This is a genomic window from Pseudomonas granadensis, from assembly GCF_900105485.1.
GTDB classification, from domain to species: Bacteria; Pseudomonadota; Gammaproteobacteria; order Pseudomonadales; family Pseudomonadaceae; genus Aquipseudomonas; species Aquipseudomonas granadensis.
Map to the genome: position 1 here is coordinate 3,467,563 of NZ_LT629778.1, position 16,577 is coordinate 3,484,139.

The following is a 16,577-nucleotide window of genomic DNA, read 5'->3' on the forward strand; positions in this document are numbered from 1 at the left end:
TTAAAGCAAAGGCGCCAGACTGTTACATCTGGCGCCTTTCGAAATATGGGGTGGACGATGGGGATCGAACCCACGACAACGGGAGTCACAATCCCGTGCTCTACCAACTGAGCTACGCCCACCATATCGCGCTACTTGTGCCAATGCTGCCTAATGGCGCACCCGGCAGGACTCGAACCTGCGACCATCCGCTTAGAAGGCGGATGCTCTATCCAGCTGAGCTACGGGCGCCTTATTAATCTGTACTCTTAAAGGACTACAAACTAAGTGCTTTCCAGTGTCGCAGAACCTCGATTCCGCTTCACCTTCTTAACCAGTGCTAGGCTGTGCCCGACAAGTGCGACGAATAGTATAGAGGGCTCCGAAGGTCGTCAAATCCTTTTTGAAAAAAATTCATTTAATTAAAGGAGTTAGAGGAATTTACTGACCAAGCGCCTTTGCCCTCACCGCTCGACATGCGAGAATGCGCTCTCATTTTTTCCCCTCTCGATGGTTAATCACGCGCAATGACTGCACAACTAATCGACGGCAAATCGATCGCCGCCAGCCTGCGCCAGCAGATCGCCCAACGAGTTGCCGAGCGTCGCCAGCAAGGCCTGCGCACGCCCGGCCTCGCGGTGATCCTGGTCGGCAGCGATCCTGCCTCTCAGGTTTATGTCTCGCACAAGCGTAAAGACTGTGAAGAGGTTGGCTTCCTCTCTCAAGCCTACGACCTGCCCGCCGAAACCACGCAAGTCGCGCTGACCGATCTGATCGATCGCCTCAACGACGACCCGGCAATCGACGGCATCCTGCTGCAGCTGCCACTGCCCGAGCATCTCGACGCATCGAAACTGCTGGAACGCATCCGCCCGGACAAAGACGTCGACGGTTTCCACCCGTATAACGTCGGTCGCCTGGCCCAGCGCATCCCGCTGCTGCGTCCGTGCACACCCAAGGGCATCATGACCCTGCTGGAAAGCACCGGTGCCGATCTGTACGGGATGGACGCCGTGGTCGTTGGCGCGTCCAACATCGTAGGCCGCCCGATGGCGATGGAACTGTTGCTGGCCGGCTGCACCGTCACCGTGACTCACCGCTTCACCAAGGACCTGGCCGGCCATGTCGGCCGCGCCGATCTGGTGGTCGTGGCCGCCGGCAAGCCGGGCCTGGTCAAGGGCGAGTGGATCAAGGAAGGCGCGATTGTGATCGACGTCGGCATCAACCGTCAGGACGACGGCAAACTGGTCGGTGACGTTGTCTACGAAACCGCCCTGCCCCGCGCTGGCTGGATCACTCCGGTGCCGGGCGGCGTCGGCCCGATGACCCGTGCCTGCCTGCTGGAAAACACGCTTTATGCGGCAGAAACCCTGCACGCCTGAGTGACATTTTCAGCGCTGAAAAAACCCGCCTTGTGCGGGTTTTTTATTGTTTGAGAAAAAACTGTAACCGTTCGCCGGAAACCCCTCTTTTTACAGGCCTTTTCACGAGTTTTTCAGGTCGTTCAAACAACCATCGACAGATCTTCAGCCATACTCCTAGAATGCGACGCTTTGAAGAAATAACCCGTTACAAACTAACGGAATATCCAACCTTTATGAGTTCGCCCGCGTGAAAATTCGTCTTTCGATCCTGAGCCTGTTTTTTGCATTTACAGGCACATTCATCACGCCAACGATCAACGCTGCGGAAACCACCGCTGCCCCACGCGATGCCTCGACCCTGAAGATCGCCTCCGGCAGCGCCCTGCTCATGGATATGCAGACCAACAAAGTCATCTACTCCAGCAACCCTGACGTGATCGTGCCGATTGCCTCCGTCAGCAAGTTGATGACCGGACTGGTGGTGGTTGAAGCGCGGCAGAACATGGACGAATGGATCAATGTCGATATCAGCAACACCCCGGAAATGAAGGGGGTGTTCTCGCGAGTCAAACTCAAGAGCGAACTGCCGCGCCGCGAAATGCTGCTGATTGCCCTGATGTCCTCGGAAAACCGCGCGGCCGCCAGCCTCGCCCACCACTACCCGGGTGGCTACGCTGCGTTCATCGCGGCAATGAACGCCAAGGCCAAGATGCTGGGCATGACCAGCACACACTTCGTTGAGCCAACGGGGCTGTCGGAACGCAACGTTTCCACCGCACGCGACTTGAGCAAATTGCTGGTTGCAGCACACAAGCACCCGCTGCTGAGCCAGCTCAGTACCACCAAGGAAAAAACCGTCGCCTTCCGCAAGCCCAATTACACCCTGGGTTTTCGCAACACCGACCACCTGGTCAACAAGGCTGACTGGGACATCATGATCACCAAGACCGGCTTCACCAATCCTGCTGGTCATTGCCTGGTGCTGGTGACCAGAATGGCCAACCGCCCAGTGGCGCTGGTGATCCTCGATGCATTCGGCAAGTACACGCATTTTGCAGACGCCAGCCGCATTCGCAGCTGGGTGGAGACCGGTCGCAGCGCGGCGGTGCCGGCAGTCGCGCAGCAGTACAAGGCACAGAAGAATCTCAAGTCGCGCCAGAGCGGCGTGGTTGAAGCGTCCAAATAGCTGTCGCACAGGAAAAAGCCCCGATTTTCGGGGCTTTTTTTCGTCTGCCAGATCAATCGTTGGGCAGTGGCATCCTGTCGTCATCGGGGATGCCATCGCCCGCAGCTGGATCGCGGGAGGGCTCGGGGGTCAGCACATTCGGCCGCGCCAATGGGTCACGCATCGGACTGTCCGGATCGAGCACCGGGTCGACGTCTGACTCGGGCGTGGTCGGCACGCTGTCCGGTTTCTGGTCATCGAAGCTTGAATCGGTACTCATATGCACCTCGCTCAGGGTTTCAGATCGCCCAACGGGTCGTAGGCTTTGCCGGGCTTGCGCTGCGCATCGTCGGGCTTTTCATCCAGCGGAGCCTTCGCGGGGCCGATCGGATCGACTTGCGGATCTTCAAGGTCGGGCGAATCTGGATCAAACCCCAGATCATCGCCAGAGGAATGTTCAGATGAATGTGGGCCTTTCGGGGATGAATCTGCCATGTGCGCCTCCTGGTGCGCCCGCAAAATCACGGGCTCTACGCATAGGAGGCGAGCCGGACGCAGTCGTGCCCGGCAAGTGACGAACGGACCTCAATGTGCCGCCAGCGCCTTGCGCGCCTGCGCCGCTTCGTTTTCCTGACCGGCCTGGACCAGCGCATCGGCTGCTTTCAGCCAGCGCTGCTGGTCAACGGCTGCAGGGATCTGCGAAGGCTTCTGGATCAGAATGGCCCAGCCGCCGGACTTTTCCAGCGCCGACTCGAAGGCGCTGAAACCCATCAGTTGGCGACGGTTCATCCCCGCGCGCAACAGCACGTTCTGCTTGTTGCGATCGTAGCCGGAGAGAATCGCGTAGCGCGGCTCGGCCCAGAACGCCGAACCTTCGCTAAAGCGCACCATCACCGGATAACCGGCAGCTACCTGGGTCAACAGCGCTGGCAGATTACTGTCCAGCGGGTAGACCAGCATGCCGTACTCGCGGGCGAGGTTTTCAATGTTGCGCTGCAACTTGTCTTCGGCACCCGGCAACTGCAACGGTTTTTCCAGCAGGCCCGGGGTAATCACGATGCCTTGCTGTGACAGCAGGCTGGCCAGCACCTGCGGCCCGCTCTGATAGGCTTCGCCACGATAGAACGTGCCGCTCAACTCGACCCGCTCCGGCAGACGCTTGACCTCTGGCGCCACAGTGCCTGCGCAACCGTTCATAACTGCCGCACCGACGGCGATGAGCAGCGCCGCACGCACTCGGGAAAATAGCTGGACCATCATCACTCTCTGTTCAGACGCCGGTCATCGTGTTCCGGCAACGCTGCGATCATAGGGCCGTGACCGCCTGCGGTATAGCCTTTACCCGCAGACGAGGCGATTGCATAGAGCGAACTGATTGGTCGCCAGCGACCTTTGGTCAATAGCCTGAAACACCCCATTGGCTAGACTGTCAGTGAAACAGAGCGAATTGAAAAGTGTGCGCCCGCTGCAGGGCGAAGAGGAGGCACTGATGAGCCTGACCATGACCATCGTGATGTTGATTGCCGGCTGGCTGGCTGTGGCGACTGCCATGTTGTGGGGGGTGTTGCGGATTTCGCGGCGGCATCATCATCCGGTGCAGACTACGCCAACTGAGAAAAGCGAAGAGCATCGTGGGCGGCATGTGACGGCGCACTGAAGATCAAAAGCCCCTCACCCTAGCCCTCTCCCGGGGGGAGAGGGAACTGACGGAGCTGTTCTCGCAAGTTATGCCGACCTGCACTATCGAGCCGAACTCATTACTTGAAAAGCCCTCAAATCGGCTCCCTCTCCCTCGGGAGAGGGCTGGGGTGAGGGGCTGGCGTCACATCGCACCACCCATATCAAAGCGAAAAAAAAACCGCCTGAGCCCAAAAGCCCAAGCGGTCTTGACGCTGCCTGCCATTACGCCTGCTGAGTAACCTTCTTCTGTTTAGCCCGACGCGACATCATGTTCAACACCTCGATACCCGCGGAGAACGCCATCGCCGCATACACATAACCTTTCGGTACGTGGGCGCCGAAACCTTCGGCGATCAGGGTCATACCGATCATGATCAGGAAGCCCAGGGCCAGCATCACCACGGTCGGGTTGTCGTTGATGAACTTGGCCAGCGGGTCAGCTGCCAGCAGCATCACCAGGACCGACACCACTACCGCAATGATCATGATCGGCAAGTGTTCGGTCATGCCGACAGCGGTAATGATGCTGTCGATCGAAAACACCATGTCGAGCATCAGGATCTGACCGATCGCGGCAGCGAAGCCCAGGGTCACGGTCGAGGTCGCGGTCTTCGGATCTTCCGGGGCCGGGTCCATGCTGTGATGGATCTCGGTGGTGGCTTTCCACACCAGGAACAGACCACCGGCGATCAGGATCATGTCCTTCCAGGAGAACGCCTGGCCAAGGATTTCGATCACCGGCTCGGTCAACTGCACGATGAAGGCGATGGTGCTCAACAGCGCCAGACGCAGGATCAACGCCATGCCGATACCGATACGGCGAGCCTTCTGCCGATGTTGCTCAGGCAGCTTGTTGGTCAGGATCGAAATAAAGATCAGGTTATCGATGCCGAGCACGATTTCCATTACCACCAGTGTGGCCAAAGCAACCCAGGCGGTGGGGCTGGCGGCGAGTTCTAACAGATATTCCATGGGTCAGTCCTGACTCTGTGTAAGACGGGGTTAGATAGTTTTGGAGGAAGATTCGGATTCTTCCGTTTCTTTTTCCGGTGTTTCTTTTTTCTGAATCAAGCCACCGGTGGCATCGCTGAGCGCTTGCTCGGCAGCTTTATGAGTGTCGTCGATCGCTTGCTTGGCAGTTTCAGCCGCCGCGCCCATCAATTGCTGGGCGCTTTTTTCGGCCTGGTCGCAGCCTGCCAGAACCAGTAAAGACGCAAACATCAACGCAGGAAATGTGTATTTCATAATGATTCCTCGAATAAACCAGAGCGGCACGCAGAGCAGCCGTCGATGGCTGGGCATTCTAGGGAGGCGAACACTTCAGGAAAATTCGTATTTTTAGCGGCTATACTTCGATTTTCACGAACTGAAGATCGCCATGCTCAATTACCGTCAACTGCATTACTTCTGGGTTGTCGCCAAGACTGGCAGCATTGTGCGCGCCTGCGAGCAACTGAACCTGACCCCGCAAACCATCAGCGGGCAGATTTCCCTGCTTGAACAGACCTATGGCATCGAGTTGTTTCGTCGTGTCGGTCGACAGCTGGAACTCACCGAAGCCGGGCGCCAGGCCCTGCCCTACGCCGAGCAGATGTTCCAGCTCGGCGGCGAACTCGAGTTGATGCTGCGCGCGCAGCCCAACGAACAGCAGATCCTTTTTCGCGTCGGGGTCGCCGATGTGGTGCCCAAATCCATCGTTTATCGTTTGATCGCGCCGACCATGGAATTGAGCGAACCGCTGCGCATCACCTGTCGCGAAGACAAACTCGAACGTTTGCTGGCGGATCTGGCGATCCAGCGTCTCGATCTCGTGATCTCCGACAGCCCGATGCCTTCGCACCTCGACATCAAGGGCTACAGCCAGAAACTCGGTGAATGCGGGATCAGTTTTTTCGCCACCGCCGAACTGGCCGCAACATACGGTCAGGACTTCCCGCGCAGCCTGCACGGCGCCCCGCTGCTGATTCCCGGCGCGGAGACCGTGGTGCGCAGCCGTTTACAGCGCTGGTTTGCCGAACAGCAGATCCAGCCGCAAATCGTCGGCGAGTTCGATGACAGTGCGTTGATGCAAGCGTTCGGCCAATCCGGCAGCGGAATTTTCATTGGTCCGAGCGTGATTGCCGATGAGGTGAAGCGCCAGTACGGCGTCGTATTGATTGGCCAGACCGACGCGGTGACCGAGTCGTTCTATGCCATTTCAGTGGAGCGCAAGGTCAAGCACCCCGGCATCGTGGCGATTACCGAGGGTGCCCGACGCGAGCTGTTTACCACCTTATGAAGCGCAGGCCTCGCGCGGCTTCAAGGTCATCAGGACCATGGCGAGGAACACCGACAGCAGGATGAACCCGGCAGCGGCAAAACCGAGGAAGCCGAGGCCGGCGCTGTCGATGACCTGACCGCCGATCATCGCGCCCAGACCGATGCCCAGATTGGCCCCGGCGATGTTCAGCGAGGCAGCAAAGGCAGGCGCTTCCGGTGCGGCTTTCATCAGTCGCACGTGGCTGACCAGGAACAACGCCGCCTGGGTCACGCCCCAGATCGCCATCGCCACCGCCAGGCCCAACGGCGAATGAATGTTCGGCACCAGCGAGACCATGCCGGCGATCATGAACGCACAGAACAGTACCGAAGCGCCGAGCGGGTGCCGGTCCACCGCACGGCCGCCCAACGAGTTGCCGATCAGCCCGACCGCACCGAAGCCCATCAGGCACCAGCCGACCACGGTGCCGTTGAACCCGGCCAGACGCTCAAGGATGTCGGCCAGATAGGTGTAAGCGGTGAACATGCCGCTGAACACCAGGATCGACAACAGCACATGGCCCAGCATCAGCGGGCTGCGCAGGATCTTGAACTGCGAACGGAAGCTGACTTGATGCTGATGCAGGCTGGTTTTCGGCAGGTAGACGAATAGCAGTAGAGCCTTGGCAAACGCGACCACCGCGAGAATCGCAAACGCCGTACGCCAGCCGAAGGCGTCGGAAATCAGCGTGCCGACCGGGATGCCGAATACCGTGGCGCAGACAATGCCAAAACCGATCTTGGCGATAGCGCGGCCGGCAAAATCCGGGCCGACAATATCGACCGCGGTTTCGCTGGCCAATGCCCAGAACACCGGCAACCCCAGCGCCGGAATCAATCGGGCAACGGCCATGACCCAGATATTCGGCGCCAGTGCCGCAACGGTATTGGCCAGACCGAACATGATCAGAATGCTGATGAACAACTTGCGTCGCTCGAAGCGGGCGAAATACGCAGTCAAAAATGGCCCGAACATGGCCACGGTAAAAGCGAATAAAGTCACCAGCAAGCCAGCCTGAGGGATGGTGACTTCGAGATCGCGGGCAATCGCCGGCAACAGGCCGACGATGACGAATTCCGTGGTCAGCACCGTAAATCCGGCGGCGGACAACAGAAGAATAGGCAACAGCATGCGCAACTCCAGAAAAACGACGACACCAGCGTTGGCCTTGCGGCCCGCTGGCGAAACTTGAAAATGAGGATGGCGCAGCTTACCAGAGAGTGCCCCGGCCTGACTTGCACAAACCTGTCTGATTAGCCAAACAAACGGGTGGCAGATCGTCACATGCCTGAGGGATAAGGCCTACGCTGTGATAAAGTCCGCGCCCTGCAAAACGTACAGCCTGTTCAGCGGCCGGTTTTTTGGCGCTGATGTCGATTCGACACTCGGTTCGTGCCTGCCCACGCAACCTCGCACCCTATAAAAAACAGAGATGCCGTTCATGACCGCCTCATCCCCTTCTCTCCTGCAACGCTTGAAAAATCTCAGCCTGGTGACACAGATCGTGATCGGCCTGATCGCCGGTATCGTCCTGGCGCTGCTCGCCCCGGAAGCGGCCAAGTCCACCGCGTTCATCGGCAAGGTGTTTGTCTCGGCGTTGAAAGCCGTGGCGCCGATTCTGGTGTTCGTGCTGGTGATGGCCTCGATTGCCAATCACAAGCATGGTCAGGAAACCCACATCCGACCGATCCTGTTCCTGTACCTGCTGGGCACGTTCAGCGCAGCGGTGGTGGCCGTGGTTGCCAGCATGGCGTTCCCGTCCCATCTGGTGCTGTCGACTGAAAACGTTGCGGTCAGCGCACCGGGTGGTATTAGTGAAGTACTGCAAAGCCTGCTGCTAAGCGTGGTGGACAACCCGGTCAGCGCACTGATGAACGCCAACTTCATCGGCATTCTGGCGTGGGCGATCGGCATGGGCATCGCGATCCGCTATGCCGGCGACACCACCCGCGAAGTGCTGGGCGACCTGTCCAACGGCGTCACAGTCATTGTTCGCGTGGTCATCCGCTTCGCGCCGCTGGGTATTTTCGGTCTGGTCGCGTCGACGCTGGCCACGTCCGGTTTCGGCGCGCTGCTCGGGTACGCCCACCTGCTCGCGGTATTGCTCGGTTGCATGCTGTTCGTGGCGCTGGTGATGAACCCGCTGATCGTGTTCTGGAAACTGCGCCGCAATCCTTATCCGCTAACCCTCAAGTGCCTGCGCGAAAGCGGCATCACCGCGTTTTTCACCCGCAGCTCGGCGGCGAACATTCCGGTCAACCTGGAACTGAGCAAGCGCCTGGGCCTGCATGAGGACACCTACTCGGTGTCGATCCCGCTGGGCGCGACCATCAATATGGCCGGCGCGGCGATCACCATTACCGTACTGACCCTGGCTGCGGTGGACACGTTGGGGATTGCCGTGGACATTCCGACGGCGATCCTGCTCAGCGTTGTAGCGGCAATCTGCGCCTGCGGCGCTTCGGGCGTGGCCGGTGGCTCGCTGCTGTTGATTCCGCTGGCGTGCAGCCTGTTCGGCATCCCGAGCCAAATCGCCATGCAGGTGGTGGCGGTCGGTTTCATCATTGGCGTGCTGCAGGATTCGGCGGAGACTGCGCTGAACTCGTCGACTGACGTGCTGTTTACTGCAGCGGCTTGCCTGGGTGAAGAAGCGAAGGCCCAGCGTACGGCCTGATGTTCACAACTATAAAAAGCCCGCCTCGGTGTGAACTTTGGCGGGCTTTTTTGTGGCTGACATCTTTTGCCCCCTCACCCCAACCCTCTCCCCCAAGGGGGCGAGGGGGAAAGGGAGCCGATCTGTGTGCTGTTCGAAATTAGAGTTCGACTCGATGGATCAGGCCGGCGTATCTCGAACAAACAACTCGGTCAGTCCCCTCTCCCTCCGGGAGAGGGCTAGGGTGAGGGTTGTTTACGATTCAGAAGGCGCCCATGTAATCGCGCTTGCCCACTTCCACACCGTTATGACGCAGCAGCGCATACGTGGTGGTGACGTGGAAGAAAAACTGCGGCAAACCATAAGTCAGCAGATACGACTGGCCACTGAAGCGCTTCTCTTTCGGGGTGCCCGGACGGGTGACGATCTCAATGCCTTCCTTGCCATCGATCTGCTCTGGCTTGATCTCGCCGATGAAGGCCAGAACCTTGGCGATCAGGGCTTGCAGCTCGGCGAAGGTGGTTTCGCTGTCGTCGTACTTCGGCAGTTCGACTTCAGCCAGACGCGCCGACACGCCTTTGGCGAAGTCGACGGCGATCTGCACCTGGCGGGTCAGGGGGAACATGTCCGGGTACAGACGCGCTTGCAGGAACGCGTTCGGGTCGATGTTTTTCTCGCTGGCGTGGACTTCAGCCTTTTTCAGCACATCGCTCAGGGCGTTGAGCATTTGTTGAAAAACCGGGACGGATGCGGCGTACAGGGAAATGGTCATGGCAGTCTCGTGTGATGGCTGGGTGGAACAAGGAGGCGATTATAGCCATGCTTGATGACCACACGGCTTGCCTTTTGTTGGGCAAGGATTAGGCTAGGCGCCTTCGACTGCAGAGGGAACGCGCGATGACCACCGAACCAGAATCCAGCTCCGAACAGCCACGGCTCAACGCCACGGAAATCCGCATCCTCGGTTCGTTGATCGAGAAGCAGGCGACCAGCCCGGAAAGCTATCCGCTGACCCTCAATGCGCTGGTGCTGGCGTGCAACCAGAAAACCAGCCGCGAACCGGTGATGAACCTGACTCCGGGCCAGGTCGGCCAGAGCCTGCGCGCCCTTGAAGGCCGCGGTTTTACCAGGCTGGTGATGGGCAGTCGCGCCGATCGCTGGGAGCACAAGGTCGACAAGGCGCTGGAACTGGTGCCGGCGCAGGTGATCTTGAGCGGACTGATGTTTCTGCGCGGCCCGCAGACGGTCAATGAGTTGCTGACCCGCAGCGGCCGCATGCATGAATTCGAAGACGCCGAACAAGTGGTACATCAGCTCGAGCGCTTGATTGCTCGCGGCCTGGCGGTACTGATCCCGCGTCAGGCCGGGCAGCGTGAAGACCGTTACAGCCATGCGCTGGGCGATCCGGCGGATATCGAGGCGATCATCGCCGCGCGGCACAATCCCGTAGAGCGCTCGGCCACCGGCGTTTCGGTGGAGCGCATCGAAGAACTCGAAGCACGGATCGCTGCATTGGAAGAACGCCTGGCACGCCTCGAATAATTCACGCATTCCCCTTGTAGGCCTTCGCCTGCTCGCGATAGCGGTGTGTCAGTCACCTATATGTTGGATGACACACCGCTATCGCGAGCAGGCGAAGGCCTACAGGGGACGTGCGCTTATTCCCCATCCCAGTAATCCACCCCATCCGCCTGCCGCGCCACGGCGACGAAACCGGACGGATTGCCCTCGGCATCAACGCTGAAGTTATCCATCACCGCGTATTTATTCGAATCCGGGTATTCGCAGATCTCGGGTTGCTGCTGCGTGCTGATCGCCAGGTATCGCAGCTCGGCCGAACTGGTATTGATGATCTGATGCGCCTGCTCCGGGCCGCCCGGTGGACAGGCGATCACATCACCGCTACGGATCGTAAAACGCTCGCCCCCCAGGCGCACCTCGCCCTCCCCGGCCACCACGTAGAACATTTCCTCATTGACCCGATGGCTGTGAAACGGACTGCCGCGCATGCCCGGCGGCAAGACGTACAGGCGATAGCCAAGTTTTTGCGCGCCCAGTCGCTGGCCGATGCGGGCGAAGCGCTGTTGATAGCGCCCAGCGGTTTCGCCTTGCGGGGCAAGTGCCTCGGGAAGGGGTTCGAGTTCGACCTCGTCGACATTGAGAATGGGCGGATGCATGGGCGGCCTCGGTTCTGGTTTTTGTGGTGGGCAAGTCTGCGCTTGCCGCGCAGGCAGCATAGCCGAGGATGTCTGGCTTGCTACCGCAGCGCGGCCATCGCCAGCAGGCTGGCTCCCACAGGTTGACCGGGTTCCGGCTGAAAAAATGCGCTCAACCTGTGGGAGCTTGCCTGCAAGGGATGGCGGACGCCAGACCGCAGGCTGGCTGGCTCCCACAGGTTGACCAGGTTCCAGCTGAAAAAACGCGCTCAACCTTTGGGAGCTTGCCTGCAAGCGACGAGGTCCGCCCCGCCACCGCAAGACTCAATCAGCTACGCGCAAACGCCACCGCCGCCGCAAACTGCGCTTCATTCGGGCGCACGCCGGTGTACAGCACAAACTGCTCCAGTGCCTGAATCGCGATGACTTCCAGCCCGGTGATGACCCGTTTACCCTCCGCCCGGGCGCGCACAATCAGCGGTGTTTCCGAGGGAATCGCCACCACATCGAAAACCGTCTGCGCCGCCTTGATGACTTCCGGCTCAAACGCCAGTTGCCCCGCTTCCGGCCCGCCGTCCATCCCTACCGGCGTGACGTTGATCAACATCTGCGGGCGCTCCTCGCCCAGCTCTGCCTGCCAGCGGTAACCCAGCGAGTCCGCCAGCGCACGCCCGGCGCGCTCGTTGCGGGCGACGATCAGGCCGTTCCTGTAACCGCCGTCACGCAAGGCACTGGCCACCGCTTTGGCCATGCCGCCGCTGCCGCGCAAGGCAAAGGTCGAATCCTTGGGCACGGCGTGACTCTGGAGCAACTGGGCGACGGCGATGTAATCGGTGTTATACGCCTTGAGATGGCCATTAGTGTTGACGATGGTGTTGATCGACTGGATCGCTGCCGCCGACGCATCGAGCTCGTCGACCAGCGCAATGCACGCTTCCTTGAACGGCATCGATACGCCGCACCCGCGAATACCCAACGCGCGAATGCCACCGACCGCGCCGGTCAGGTCCTGACTGCTGAAGGCCTTGTAATAGAAATTCAGGCCCAGCTGTTCATACAGATGGTTGTGGAAACGCAGACCAAAATTCCCGGGCCGCCCCGACAGGGACATGCACAGCTGGGTGTCTTTGTTCGGGTTCATCTGCATGAAACTTCTCCTTCAAACGCACTTTCGGATAGACGGGATTAGCCAGCCCCGCGGGCTCTGAACGATCATGGGGCGTGTTTTAGAGGGCTTTCGCGGCGATCGTTCAGCCGGGTAAAGAAACCGCTACAGACCTTACACAAAATTTACCCAGCGGCTGTGCTGATTTTGCCGATTTCACTGTCTCAGATGTATCCCCGCGACAACTATGGGCCTGGTGCAGGCCCTGCCGCCGGGTCGAAGAACCGAGGATTTATCATGATTCGTAAACTTCCCATTATGGCTTTGCTGATCGGCGCGCTCGCGGTCACGGGTCAGGCAGAAGCGGGTGGTGGCCACGGCTGGCAAGGCCCTGCAGTGTTTGGCGCGATCGTCGGCTCGGCCATCATCGGCTCGGCGCTGATCAATCAGGATCGGCCGGTGTATGTGCAGCAACCGGTGTACGTTCAGCCTCAGCCGGTTTATGTGCAGCAGCCGCCGCCACCGGTTTATTACCAGCCGGCGCCGGTTTACGTGCAGCAACCGGTTTACGTGCAGCCGGCGCCGGTTTATTACGGTCCGCCTCGCGGGTATTACGGCCGGCCGCATGGGTATTACGGCGGTCCGCGCTGGTGACCGGAACACGGAGCCCCGCTTTTTCAAGCGGGGCTTTTTTGTGTAGAGTGTGCGATCGGCTTTGGATTTGCGTTGAGTTCACCCCTCACCCCAGCCCTCTCCCGAGGGAGAGGGCGCCGATCTTCGTTGGCATCGAATTTTGCGTCCGGCTCGGCATCTCGCATCGGCGCATCTCTCGCATCCGCTTCGGTATCTCACCCCGAAACATCTCTCACATCCCACTCGGTCAGTCCCCTCTCCCTCTGGGAGAGGGCTAGGGTGAGGGGCTTTTGATCTTGATGGGCATTCGACCATTCGTCGCCCAACGTCTGAAAAAATCTCGCCAAGGTCGCTGCGAGAACAGTTTATGCAGCTAAAGTCGGCATGATTGACTCGACCGTCATGGGCATTTCCACGAAACGGTCATGGGTTTGTCATGACGGAGCCGCAATCTGAATCCGTCCGTAAACAACAGGTTGATAACAACAAGGACGACGATATGCCAACACAAAACCCGCACCGCATTGTTGGTCTGTGCACCTCGAGCAAGGTGTACAGCGCGCTGACCGAGCTCAAGCATCTGGAAGGTCACCGCTGCGCCAAGTTTCTTTCGCTGCTCGCGGAGAATCTGGTGCACAAGGGCTTGCTCAACGAGCGCGAAGTCATGCACATGCTCGATCAAGTGGTCGACTGAGGCAGCCCTCAACGGCGTCAATGACCACTATCGAAAGCGTTGATTGTCCGTAGAAGCGGCGAATCTCTAAGGTAGCTCCATTGTTGAATGGAGGTACAGGTCATGGCTCAGGTTCAAATCATGTCGGTGGTCGGCAGCGCGGTTCCCGCTTCGCTCAGGGCGTCGGGGTTACTTGCCTGCTGGTATCTGATGCGCGACGGTGAGGCGATCAGTGGTCCGCTCACCTCGTTACCCGCCGCACAGGCCTTGTCGCAAAAGATCGTCAGTGCGTCGTTCAATGCCTAAGGCAGTTGCACCTTGGGTTTGGTCTCGACGAACAGCGCCCAGCTCGACAGGAACAGCGCGGCGATCAACGGGCCGATGACGAAGCCGTTGAGGCCGAACACCGCGAGGCCGCCCAGGGTCGAGATCAGGATCATGTAATCGGGCATTTTCGTGTCCTTGCCCACCAGAATCGGGCGCAGGACGTTGTCGACCAGGCCGATCACGAAGACCCCGAACAGGCCCAGCACCACGCCTTGCCAGATCATCCCGCTGAGCAGGAAGTACACCGCCACCGGCGCCCAGACGATCCCCGCGCCGACCGCTGGCAGCAATGACAGAAACGCCATCAGCACCGCCCAGAGCAATGCGCTGGGAATGTCGAGGAACCAGAAAATCGCCCCGCCCAGCGCACCTTGCGTCACGGCGACGAGCACGTTGCCTTTGACGGTCGCACGCACCACACGGTTGAATTTCAGTTGCAGACGACGCTTGTGGTTTTCCTCCAGCGGCACGGCAGTGCGCATCTTGCGCGCCAGTTCGGGACCGTCACGCAGGAAGAAAAACAGCAGGTACAGCATGATGAAAAAGCTCACCACGAATTCAAAGGTGCCCTGGCCGAAACTGAACGCCTGAGTCGCCAGCACCTGGCTGCCCTGCATGGCGGTCTTGACGATTTTCTCGCGCAGGCTGTCGAGCTCGCCCACGCCAAAGCGGTCGAGCAACTGCTGAAAGTACGGCGGCAGGCTGTGCTTGAACTGCGCCAGATAAGCGGCGATGTCCAGCTCACCGCTTTCAATGTTCTTGTAAACCGTCGCCCCTTCCTGCACCAGCAGAATGCTGACGATGATCACCGGCAGAATCGCGATGACCAGGCACAGGCTCAACGTGCACAACGACGTCAGGTTGCGCGGCCAGCCGAACTTGATTTGCAGCCTGCGCTGCACCGGCGCAAACAGAATGCCGAGAATCACTGCCCAGAACACCGCGCCATAGAACGGCAGCAGGATCCAGATGAAGGCTACAGTGACCAGCACCAGCAGCACTGTCAGGGATTTGAATTGAAGACTCTTTTCGTTCATGTCCGGTCCATGTCTGTCAGGCGTCACGCACGCCCCGAACCTTAGTCACCCGCGGCGCGCGCGAGTGCCCTGTTTATTCGTTGAGCATAGATCCAGATCAATAAACCCTCGCTGCGCCTCGCTTACCCTGCCGCGCTTTTGCGACCGCCATCATGAACTCGACCCTCAGCGCCCCCGAACTGCTCGCCCCCGCGGGCACCTTGAAAAACATGCGTTACGCCTTCGCCTACGGCGCCGATGCGGTGTACGCCGGCCAGCCGCGTTACAGCCTGCGGGTGCGCAACAACGAATTCGATCATGCCAATCTGGCGGTGGGCATCCGTGAGGCGCAGGCGCAAGGCAAGCGCTTCTACGTAGTGGTCAACATCGCCCCGCACAACGCCAAGCTGAAGACCTTTCTCAAGGATCTGGCGCCGGTGATCGAGATGGCGCCGGATGCGCTGATCATGTCCGATCCGGGGCTGATCATGCTGGTGCGCCGGCATTTTCCGCAGATGCCGATTCACTTGTCGGTTCAGGCCAACACGGTGAACTGGGCGAGCGTCGAGTTCTGGCAACAGCAAGGCGTCAGCCGGGTCATCTTGTCGAGGGAATTGTCGCTGGAAGAAATCGGCGAAATCCGCGAACAAGTGCCCGGCATGGAGCTGGAAGTGTTCGTCCACGGCGCGCTGTGCATGGCTTACTCCGGACGCTGTCTACTTTCCGGCTACCTGAACAAGCGCGACGCCAATCAGGGCACTTGCACCAATGCCTGTCGCTGGAAATACTCGGCGCAGCAGGCCACGGAAAATCAGCTTGGCGAGATCGTGCAGACCTTCCAGCCCGAGCCGACGCTGGGCCTCGGCGCGCCCACCGATCAGGTGTTCCTGTTGCAGGAAGGCAACCGCCCCGACGAATTGATGCCGGCCTTCGAAGACGAGCACGGCACCTACATCATGAACGCCAAGGACCTGCGCGCTGTGCAGCACGTCGAGCGCCTGACACGCATGGGCGTGCATTCGCTGAAAATCGAAGGCCGGACCAAATCGCATTTCTATTGCGCCCGCACCACCCAGGTCTATCGCCGCGCCATCGACGATGCAGTCGCCGGCCGCCCATTCGATCGCAGCCTGATGAGTGACCTCGAATCATTGGCCCAGCGCGGCTACACCGAAGGCTTTCTGCGCCGGCATGTGCATGATGAATATCAGAACTATCAACACGGCAGCTCCGTGTCAGAACGTCAGCAGTTCGTCGGCGAATTGACCGGTGAACGGCGTGAACGCCTGGCCGAGGTCAAGGTGAAGAACCGCTTTGCCGTGAGCGATCATCTGGAACTGATGACGCCCCAGGGCAACTTTCATTTTGACCTGCACGAACTGCACAACCTCAAGGGCGAGACCATCGACGTAGCGCCGGGAGACGGGCACACGGTCTATCTGCCGATACCGGATGCGGTGGATTTGCACTTCGGGTTACTGATGCGCGATATCCACACGACCTGAGATCCGCAAGCAGATTCGCGCC

The 16,577-nt window shown here is 59.6% G+C and carries 20 protein-coding genes and 2 tRNA genes; 10 read left to right on the forward strand and 12 right to left on the reverse strand.

Annotation, left to right across the window (positions count from 1 at the left end; all coding sequences use genetic code 11):
• Positions 1 to 46: 46 nt before the first annotated feature.
• Together BLU52_RS15220 and BLU52_RS15225 are read right to left on the reverse strand one after the other, a co-directional pair.
• Positions 47 to 122, reverse strand: a tRNA-His gene (locus BLU52_RS15220).
• A gap of 32 nt (positions 123 to 154) precedes the next feature.
• Positions 155 to 231 (reverse strand) — tRNA-Arg (locus BLU52_RS15225).
• A gap of 275 nt (positions 232 to 506) precedes the next feature.
• Between BLU52_RS15225 and folD the strand changes: the two genes are divergently transcribed.
• Together folD and pbpG are read left to right on the forward strand one after the other, a co-directional pair.
• Positions 507 to 1,361 carry a bifunctional methylenetetrahydrofolate dehydrogenase/methenyltetrahydrofolate cyclohydrolase FolD gene (gene folD / locus BLU52_RS15230; RefSeq protein ID WP_090284495.1) on the forward strand — a complete coding sequence of 285 codons (855 nt, stop codon included), beginning with the start codon at positions 507 to 509 and terminating at the stop codon, positions 1,359 to 1,361.
• 229 nt (positions 1,362 to 1,590) lie between these two features.
• The gene (pbpG, locus tag BLU52_RS15235) at positions 1,591 to 2,529 is read left to right on the forward strand and encodes a D-alanyl-D-alanine endopeptidase (RefSeq protein WP_090284497.1); all 939 of its coding nucleotides are present in this window, start codon (positions 1,591 to 1,593) and stop codon (positions 2,527 to 2,529) included.
• A gap of 52 nt (positions 2,530 to 2,581) precedes the next feature.
• Here pbpG and BLU52_RS15240 read toward each other — a convergent pair whose 3' ends face one another.
• From BLU52_RS15240 to BLU52_RS15250, 3 genes are all read right to left on the reverse strand, one after another.
• On the reverse strand, positions 2,582 to 2,788 hold the full coding sequence (locus BLU52_RS15240; protein WP_090284499.1) for a hypothetical protein: 207 nt from the start codon (positions 2,786 to 2,788) through the stop codon (positions 2,582 to 2,584).
• 11 nt (positions 2,789 to 2,799) lie between these two features.
• Positions 2,800 to 3,003: a DUF6021 family protein gene (locus tag BLU52_RS15245; RefSeq protein WP_090284500.1), complete on the reverse strand. Its 204-nt coding sequence runs from the start codon at positions 3,001 to 3,003 to the stop codon at positions 2,800 to 2,802.
• A 90-nt stretch (positions 3,004 to 3,093) separates the two neighbouring features.
• Positions 3,094 to 3,765 carry a cysteine peptidase family C39 domain-containing protein gene (locus BLU52_RS15250; RefSeq protein ID WP_090284502.1) on the reverse strand — a complete coding sequence of 224 codons (672 nt, stop codon included), beginning with the start codon at positions 3,763 to 3,765 and terminating at the stop codon, positions 3,094 to 3,096.
• Positions 3,766 to 3,997: 232 nt separating this feature from the next.
• Here BLU52_RS15250 and BLU52_RS15255 point away from each other — a divergent pair, with 232 nt between their 5' ends.
• On the forward strand, positions 3,998 to 4,165 hold the full coding sequence (locus tag BLU52_RS15255; RefSeq protein WP_167359898.1) for a hypothetical protein: 168 nt from the start codon (positions 3,998 to 4,000) through the stop codon (positions 4,163 to 4,165).
• Between the two features lie 245 nt (positions 4,166 to 4,410).
• Here BLU52_RS15255 and BLU52_RS15260 read toward each other — a convergent pair whose 3' ends face one another.
• Entirely contained in the window at positions 4,411 to 5,160 is a 750-nt protein-coding gene (locus BLU52_RS15260) for a TerC family protein (RefSeq protein WP_090284503.1), read from the reverse strand.
• 30 nt (positions 5,161 to 5,190) lie between these two features.
• On the reverse strand, positions 5,191 to 5,433 hold the full coding sequence (locus tag BLU52_RS15265; RefSeq protein WP_090284505.1) for a hypothetical protein: 243 nt from the start codon (positions 5,431 to 5,433) through the stop codon (positions 5,191 to 5,193).
• A 133-nt stretch (positions 5,434 to 5,566) separates the two neighbouring features.
• On the opposite strand from BLU52_RS15265, the gene nhaR reads away from it, so the two are divergent.
• Positions 5,567 to 6,466, forward strand: coding sequence for a transcriptional activator NhaR (gene nhaR, locus BLU52_RS15270; protein WP_090284507.1), 900 nt, complete (start codon positions 5,567 to 5,569; stop codon positions 6,464 to 6,466).
• On the opposite strand, the gene BLU52_RS15275 is transcribed toward nhaR, so the two are convergent.
• A complete protein-coding gene (locus BLU52_RS15275) occupies positions 6,461 to 7,618 on the reverse strand; it encodes an MFS transporter (protein ID WP_090284509.1) in 1,158 nt (385 codons plus the stop codon). The genes nhaR and BLU52_RS15275 overlap by 6 nt on opposite strands.
• Positions 7,619 to 7,928: 310 nt before the next feature.
• Between BLU52_RS15275 and sstT the strand changes: the two genes are divergently transcribed.
• A complete protein-coding gene (gene sstT, locus BLU52_RS15280) occupies positions 7,929 to 9,161 on the forward strand; it encodes a serine/threonine transporter SstT (protein ID WP_090288584.1) in 1,233 nt (410 codons plus the stop codon).
• Positions 9,162 to 9,402: 241 nt separating this feature from the next.
• Here sstT and BLU52_RS15285 read toward each other — a convergent pair whose 3' ends face one another.
• Complete coding sequence (locus BLU52_RS15285; RefSeq protein WP_090284511.1) at positions 9,403 to 9,912, reverse strand: DUF1993 domain-containing protein; 510 nt, start codon at positions 9,910 to 9,912, stop codon at positions 9,403 to 9,405.
• 125 nt (positions 9,913 to 10,037) lie between these two features.
• On the opposite strand from BLU52_RS15285, the gene BLU52_RS15290 reads away from it, so the two are divergent.
• The gene (locus BLU52_RS15290; RefSeq protein ID WP_090284513.1) at positions 10,038 to 10,682 is read left to right on the forward strand and encodes a YceH family protein; all 645 of its coding nucleotides are present in this window, start codon (positions 10,038 to 10,040) and stop codon (positions 10,680 to 10,682) included.
• A 116-nt stretch (positions 10,683 to 10,798) separates the two neighbouring features.
• On the opposite strand, the gene BLU52_RS15295 is transcribed toward BLU52_RS15290, so the two are convergent.
• Together BLU52_RS15295 and BLU52_RS15300 are read right to left on the reverse strand one after the other, a co-directional pair.
• Positions 10,799 to 11,317 (reverse strand): cupin domain-containing protein, encoded by a 519-nt coding sequence (locus BLU52_RS15295; protein WP_090284515.1) that lies wholly within the window; start codon positions 11,315 to 11,317, stop codon positions 10,799 to 10,801.
• A gap of 307 nt (positions 11,318 to 11,624) precedes the next feature.
• Positions 11,625 to 12,443, reverse strand: a complete 819-nt coding sequence (locus BLU52_RS15300; RefSeq protein ID WP_090284517.1) for a shikimate 5-dehydrogenase — start codon at positions 12,441 to 12,443, stop codon at positions 11,625 to 11,627.
• Between the two features lie 255 nt (positions 12,444 to 12,698).
• Between BLU52_RS15300 and BLU52_RS15305 the strand changes: the two genes are divergently transcribed.
• The 3 genes from BLU52_RS15305 to BLU52_RS15315 all read left to right on the forward strand — a co-directional run bounded on the left by BLU52_RS15305 (position 12,699) and on the right by BLU52_RS15315 (position 14,013).
• Entirely contained in the window at positions 12,699 to 13,055 is a 357-nt protein-coding gene (locus tag BLU52_RS15305; protein WP_090284519.1) for a hypothetical protein, read from the forward strand.
• Between the two features lie 478 nt (positions 13,056 to 13,533).
• On the forward strand, positions 13,534 to 13,728 hold the full coding sequence (locus tag BLU52_RS15310; RefSeq protein ID WP_016984641.1) for a hypothetical protein: 195 nt from the start codon (positions 13,534 to 13,536) through the stop codon (positions 13,726 to 13,728).
• A gap of 102 nt (positions 13,729 to 13,830) precedes the next feature.
• A complete protein-coding gene (locus BLU52_RS15315; RefSeq protein WP_090284520.1) occupies positions 13,831 to 14,013 on the forward strand; it encodes a hypothetical protein in 183 nt (60 codons plus the stop codon).
• Here BLU52_RS15315 and BLU52_RS15320 read toward each other — a convergent pair.
• Positions 14,010 to 15,071, reverse strand: a complete 1,062-nt coding sequence (locus BLU52_RS15320; protein WP_090284522.1) for an AI-2E family transporter — start codon at positions 15,069 to 15,071, stop codon at positions 14,010 to 14,012. The two genes, BLU52_RS15315 and BLU52_RS15320, sit on opposite strands and share 4 nt — an antisense overlap.
• A 152-nt stretch (positions 15,072 to 15,223) precedes the next feature.
• Here BLU52_RS15320 and trhP point away from each other — a divergent pair, with 152 nt between their 5' ends.
• Positions 15,224 to 16,555, forward strand: coding sequence for a prephenate-dependent tRNA uridine(34) hydroxylase TrhP (gene trhP / locus BLU52_RS15325; protein ID WP_090284524.1), 1,332 nt, complete (start codon positions 15,224 to 15,226; stop codon positions 16,553 to 16,555).
• Positions 16,556 to 16,577 lie beyond the last annotated feature (22 nt).

Bases quoted from the DNA above. Each gene is read 5' to 3' on its own strand.
- BLU52_RS15265 (WP_090284505.1), bottom strand. From the start codon at position 5,433: ATGAAATACACATTTCCTGCGTTGATGTTTGCGTCTTTACTGGTTCTG.
- trhP (WP_090284524.1), top strand. From the start codon at position 15,224: ATGAACTCGACCCTCAGCGCCCCCGAACTGCTCGCCCCCGCGGGCACC.
- BLU52_RS15290 (WP_090284513.1), top strand. From the start codon at position 10,038: ATGACCACCGAACCAGAATCCAGCTCCGAACAGCCACGGCTCAACGCC.
- nhaR (WP_090284507.1), top strand. From the start codon at position 5,567: ATGCTCAATTACCGTCAACTGCATTACTTCTGGGTTGTCGCCAAGACT.
- BLU52_RS15315 (WP_090284520.1), top strand. From the start codon at position 13,831: ATGGCTCAGGTTCAAATCATGTCGGTGGTCGGCAGCGCGGTTCCCGCT.
- BLU52_RS15260 (WP_090284503.1), bottom strand. From the start codon at position 5,160: ATGGAATATCTGTTAGAACTCGCCGCCAGCCCCACCGCCTGGGTTGCT.
- BLU52_RS15245 (WP_090284500.1), bottom strand. From the start codon at position 3,003: ATGGCAGATTCATCCCCGAAAGGCCCACATTCATCTGAACATTCCTCT.
- BLU52_RS15305 (WP_090284519.1), top strand. From the start codon at position 12,699: ATGATTCGTAAACTTCCCATTATGGCTTTGCTGATCGGCGCGCTCGCG.
- BLU52_RS15255 (WP_167359898.1), top strand. From the start codon at position 3,998: ATGAGCCTGACCATGACCATCGTGATGTTGATTGCCGGCTGGCTGGCT.
- BLU52_RS15250 (WP_090284502.1), bottom strand. From the start codon at position 3,765: ATGGTCCAGCTATTTTCCCGAGTGCGTGCGGCGCTGCTCATCGCCGTC.
- BLU52_RS15275 (WP_090284509.1), bottom strand. From the start codon at position 7,618: ATGCTGTTGCCTATTCTTCTGTTGTCCGCCGCCGGATTTACGGTGCTG.
- BLU52_RS15295 (WP_090284515.1), bottom strand. From the start codon at position 11,317: ATGCATCCGCCCATTCTCAATGTCGACGAGGTCGAACTCGAACCCCTT.
- folD (WP_090284495.1), top strand. From the start codon at position 507: ATGACTGCACAACTAATCGACGGCAAATCGATCGCCGCCAGCCTGCGC.
- BLU52_RS15240 (WP_090284499.1), bottom strand. From the start codon at position 2,788: ATGAGTACCGATTCAAGCTTCGATGACCAGAAACCGGACAGCGTGCCG.
- BLU52_RS15320 (WP_090284522.1), bottom strand. From the start codon at position 15,071: ATGAACGAAAAGAGTCTTCAATTCAAATCCCTGACAGTGCTGCTGGTG.
- BLU52_RS15310 (WP_016984641.1), top strand. From the start codon at position 13,534: ATGCCAACACAAAACCCGCACCGCATTGTTGGTCTGTGCACCTCGAGC.
- BLU52_RS15285 (WP_090284511.1), bottom strand. From the start codon at position 9,912: ATGACCATTTCCCTGTACGCCGCATCCGTCCCGGTTTTTCAACAAATG.
- BLU52_RS15300 (WP_090284517.1), bottom strand. From the start codon at position 12,443: ATGCAGATGAACCCGAACAAAGACACCCAGCTGTGCATGTCCCTGTCG.
- sstT (WP_090288584.1), top strand. From the start codon at position 7,929: ATGACCGCCTCATCCCCTTCTCTCCTGCAACGCTTGAAAAATCTCAGC.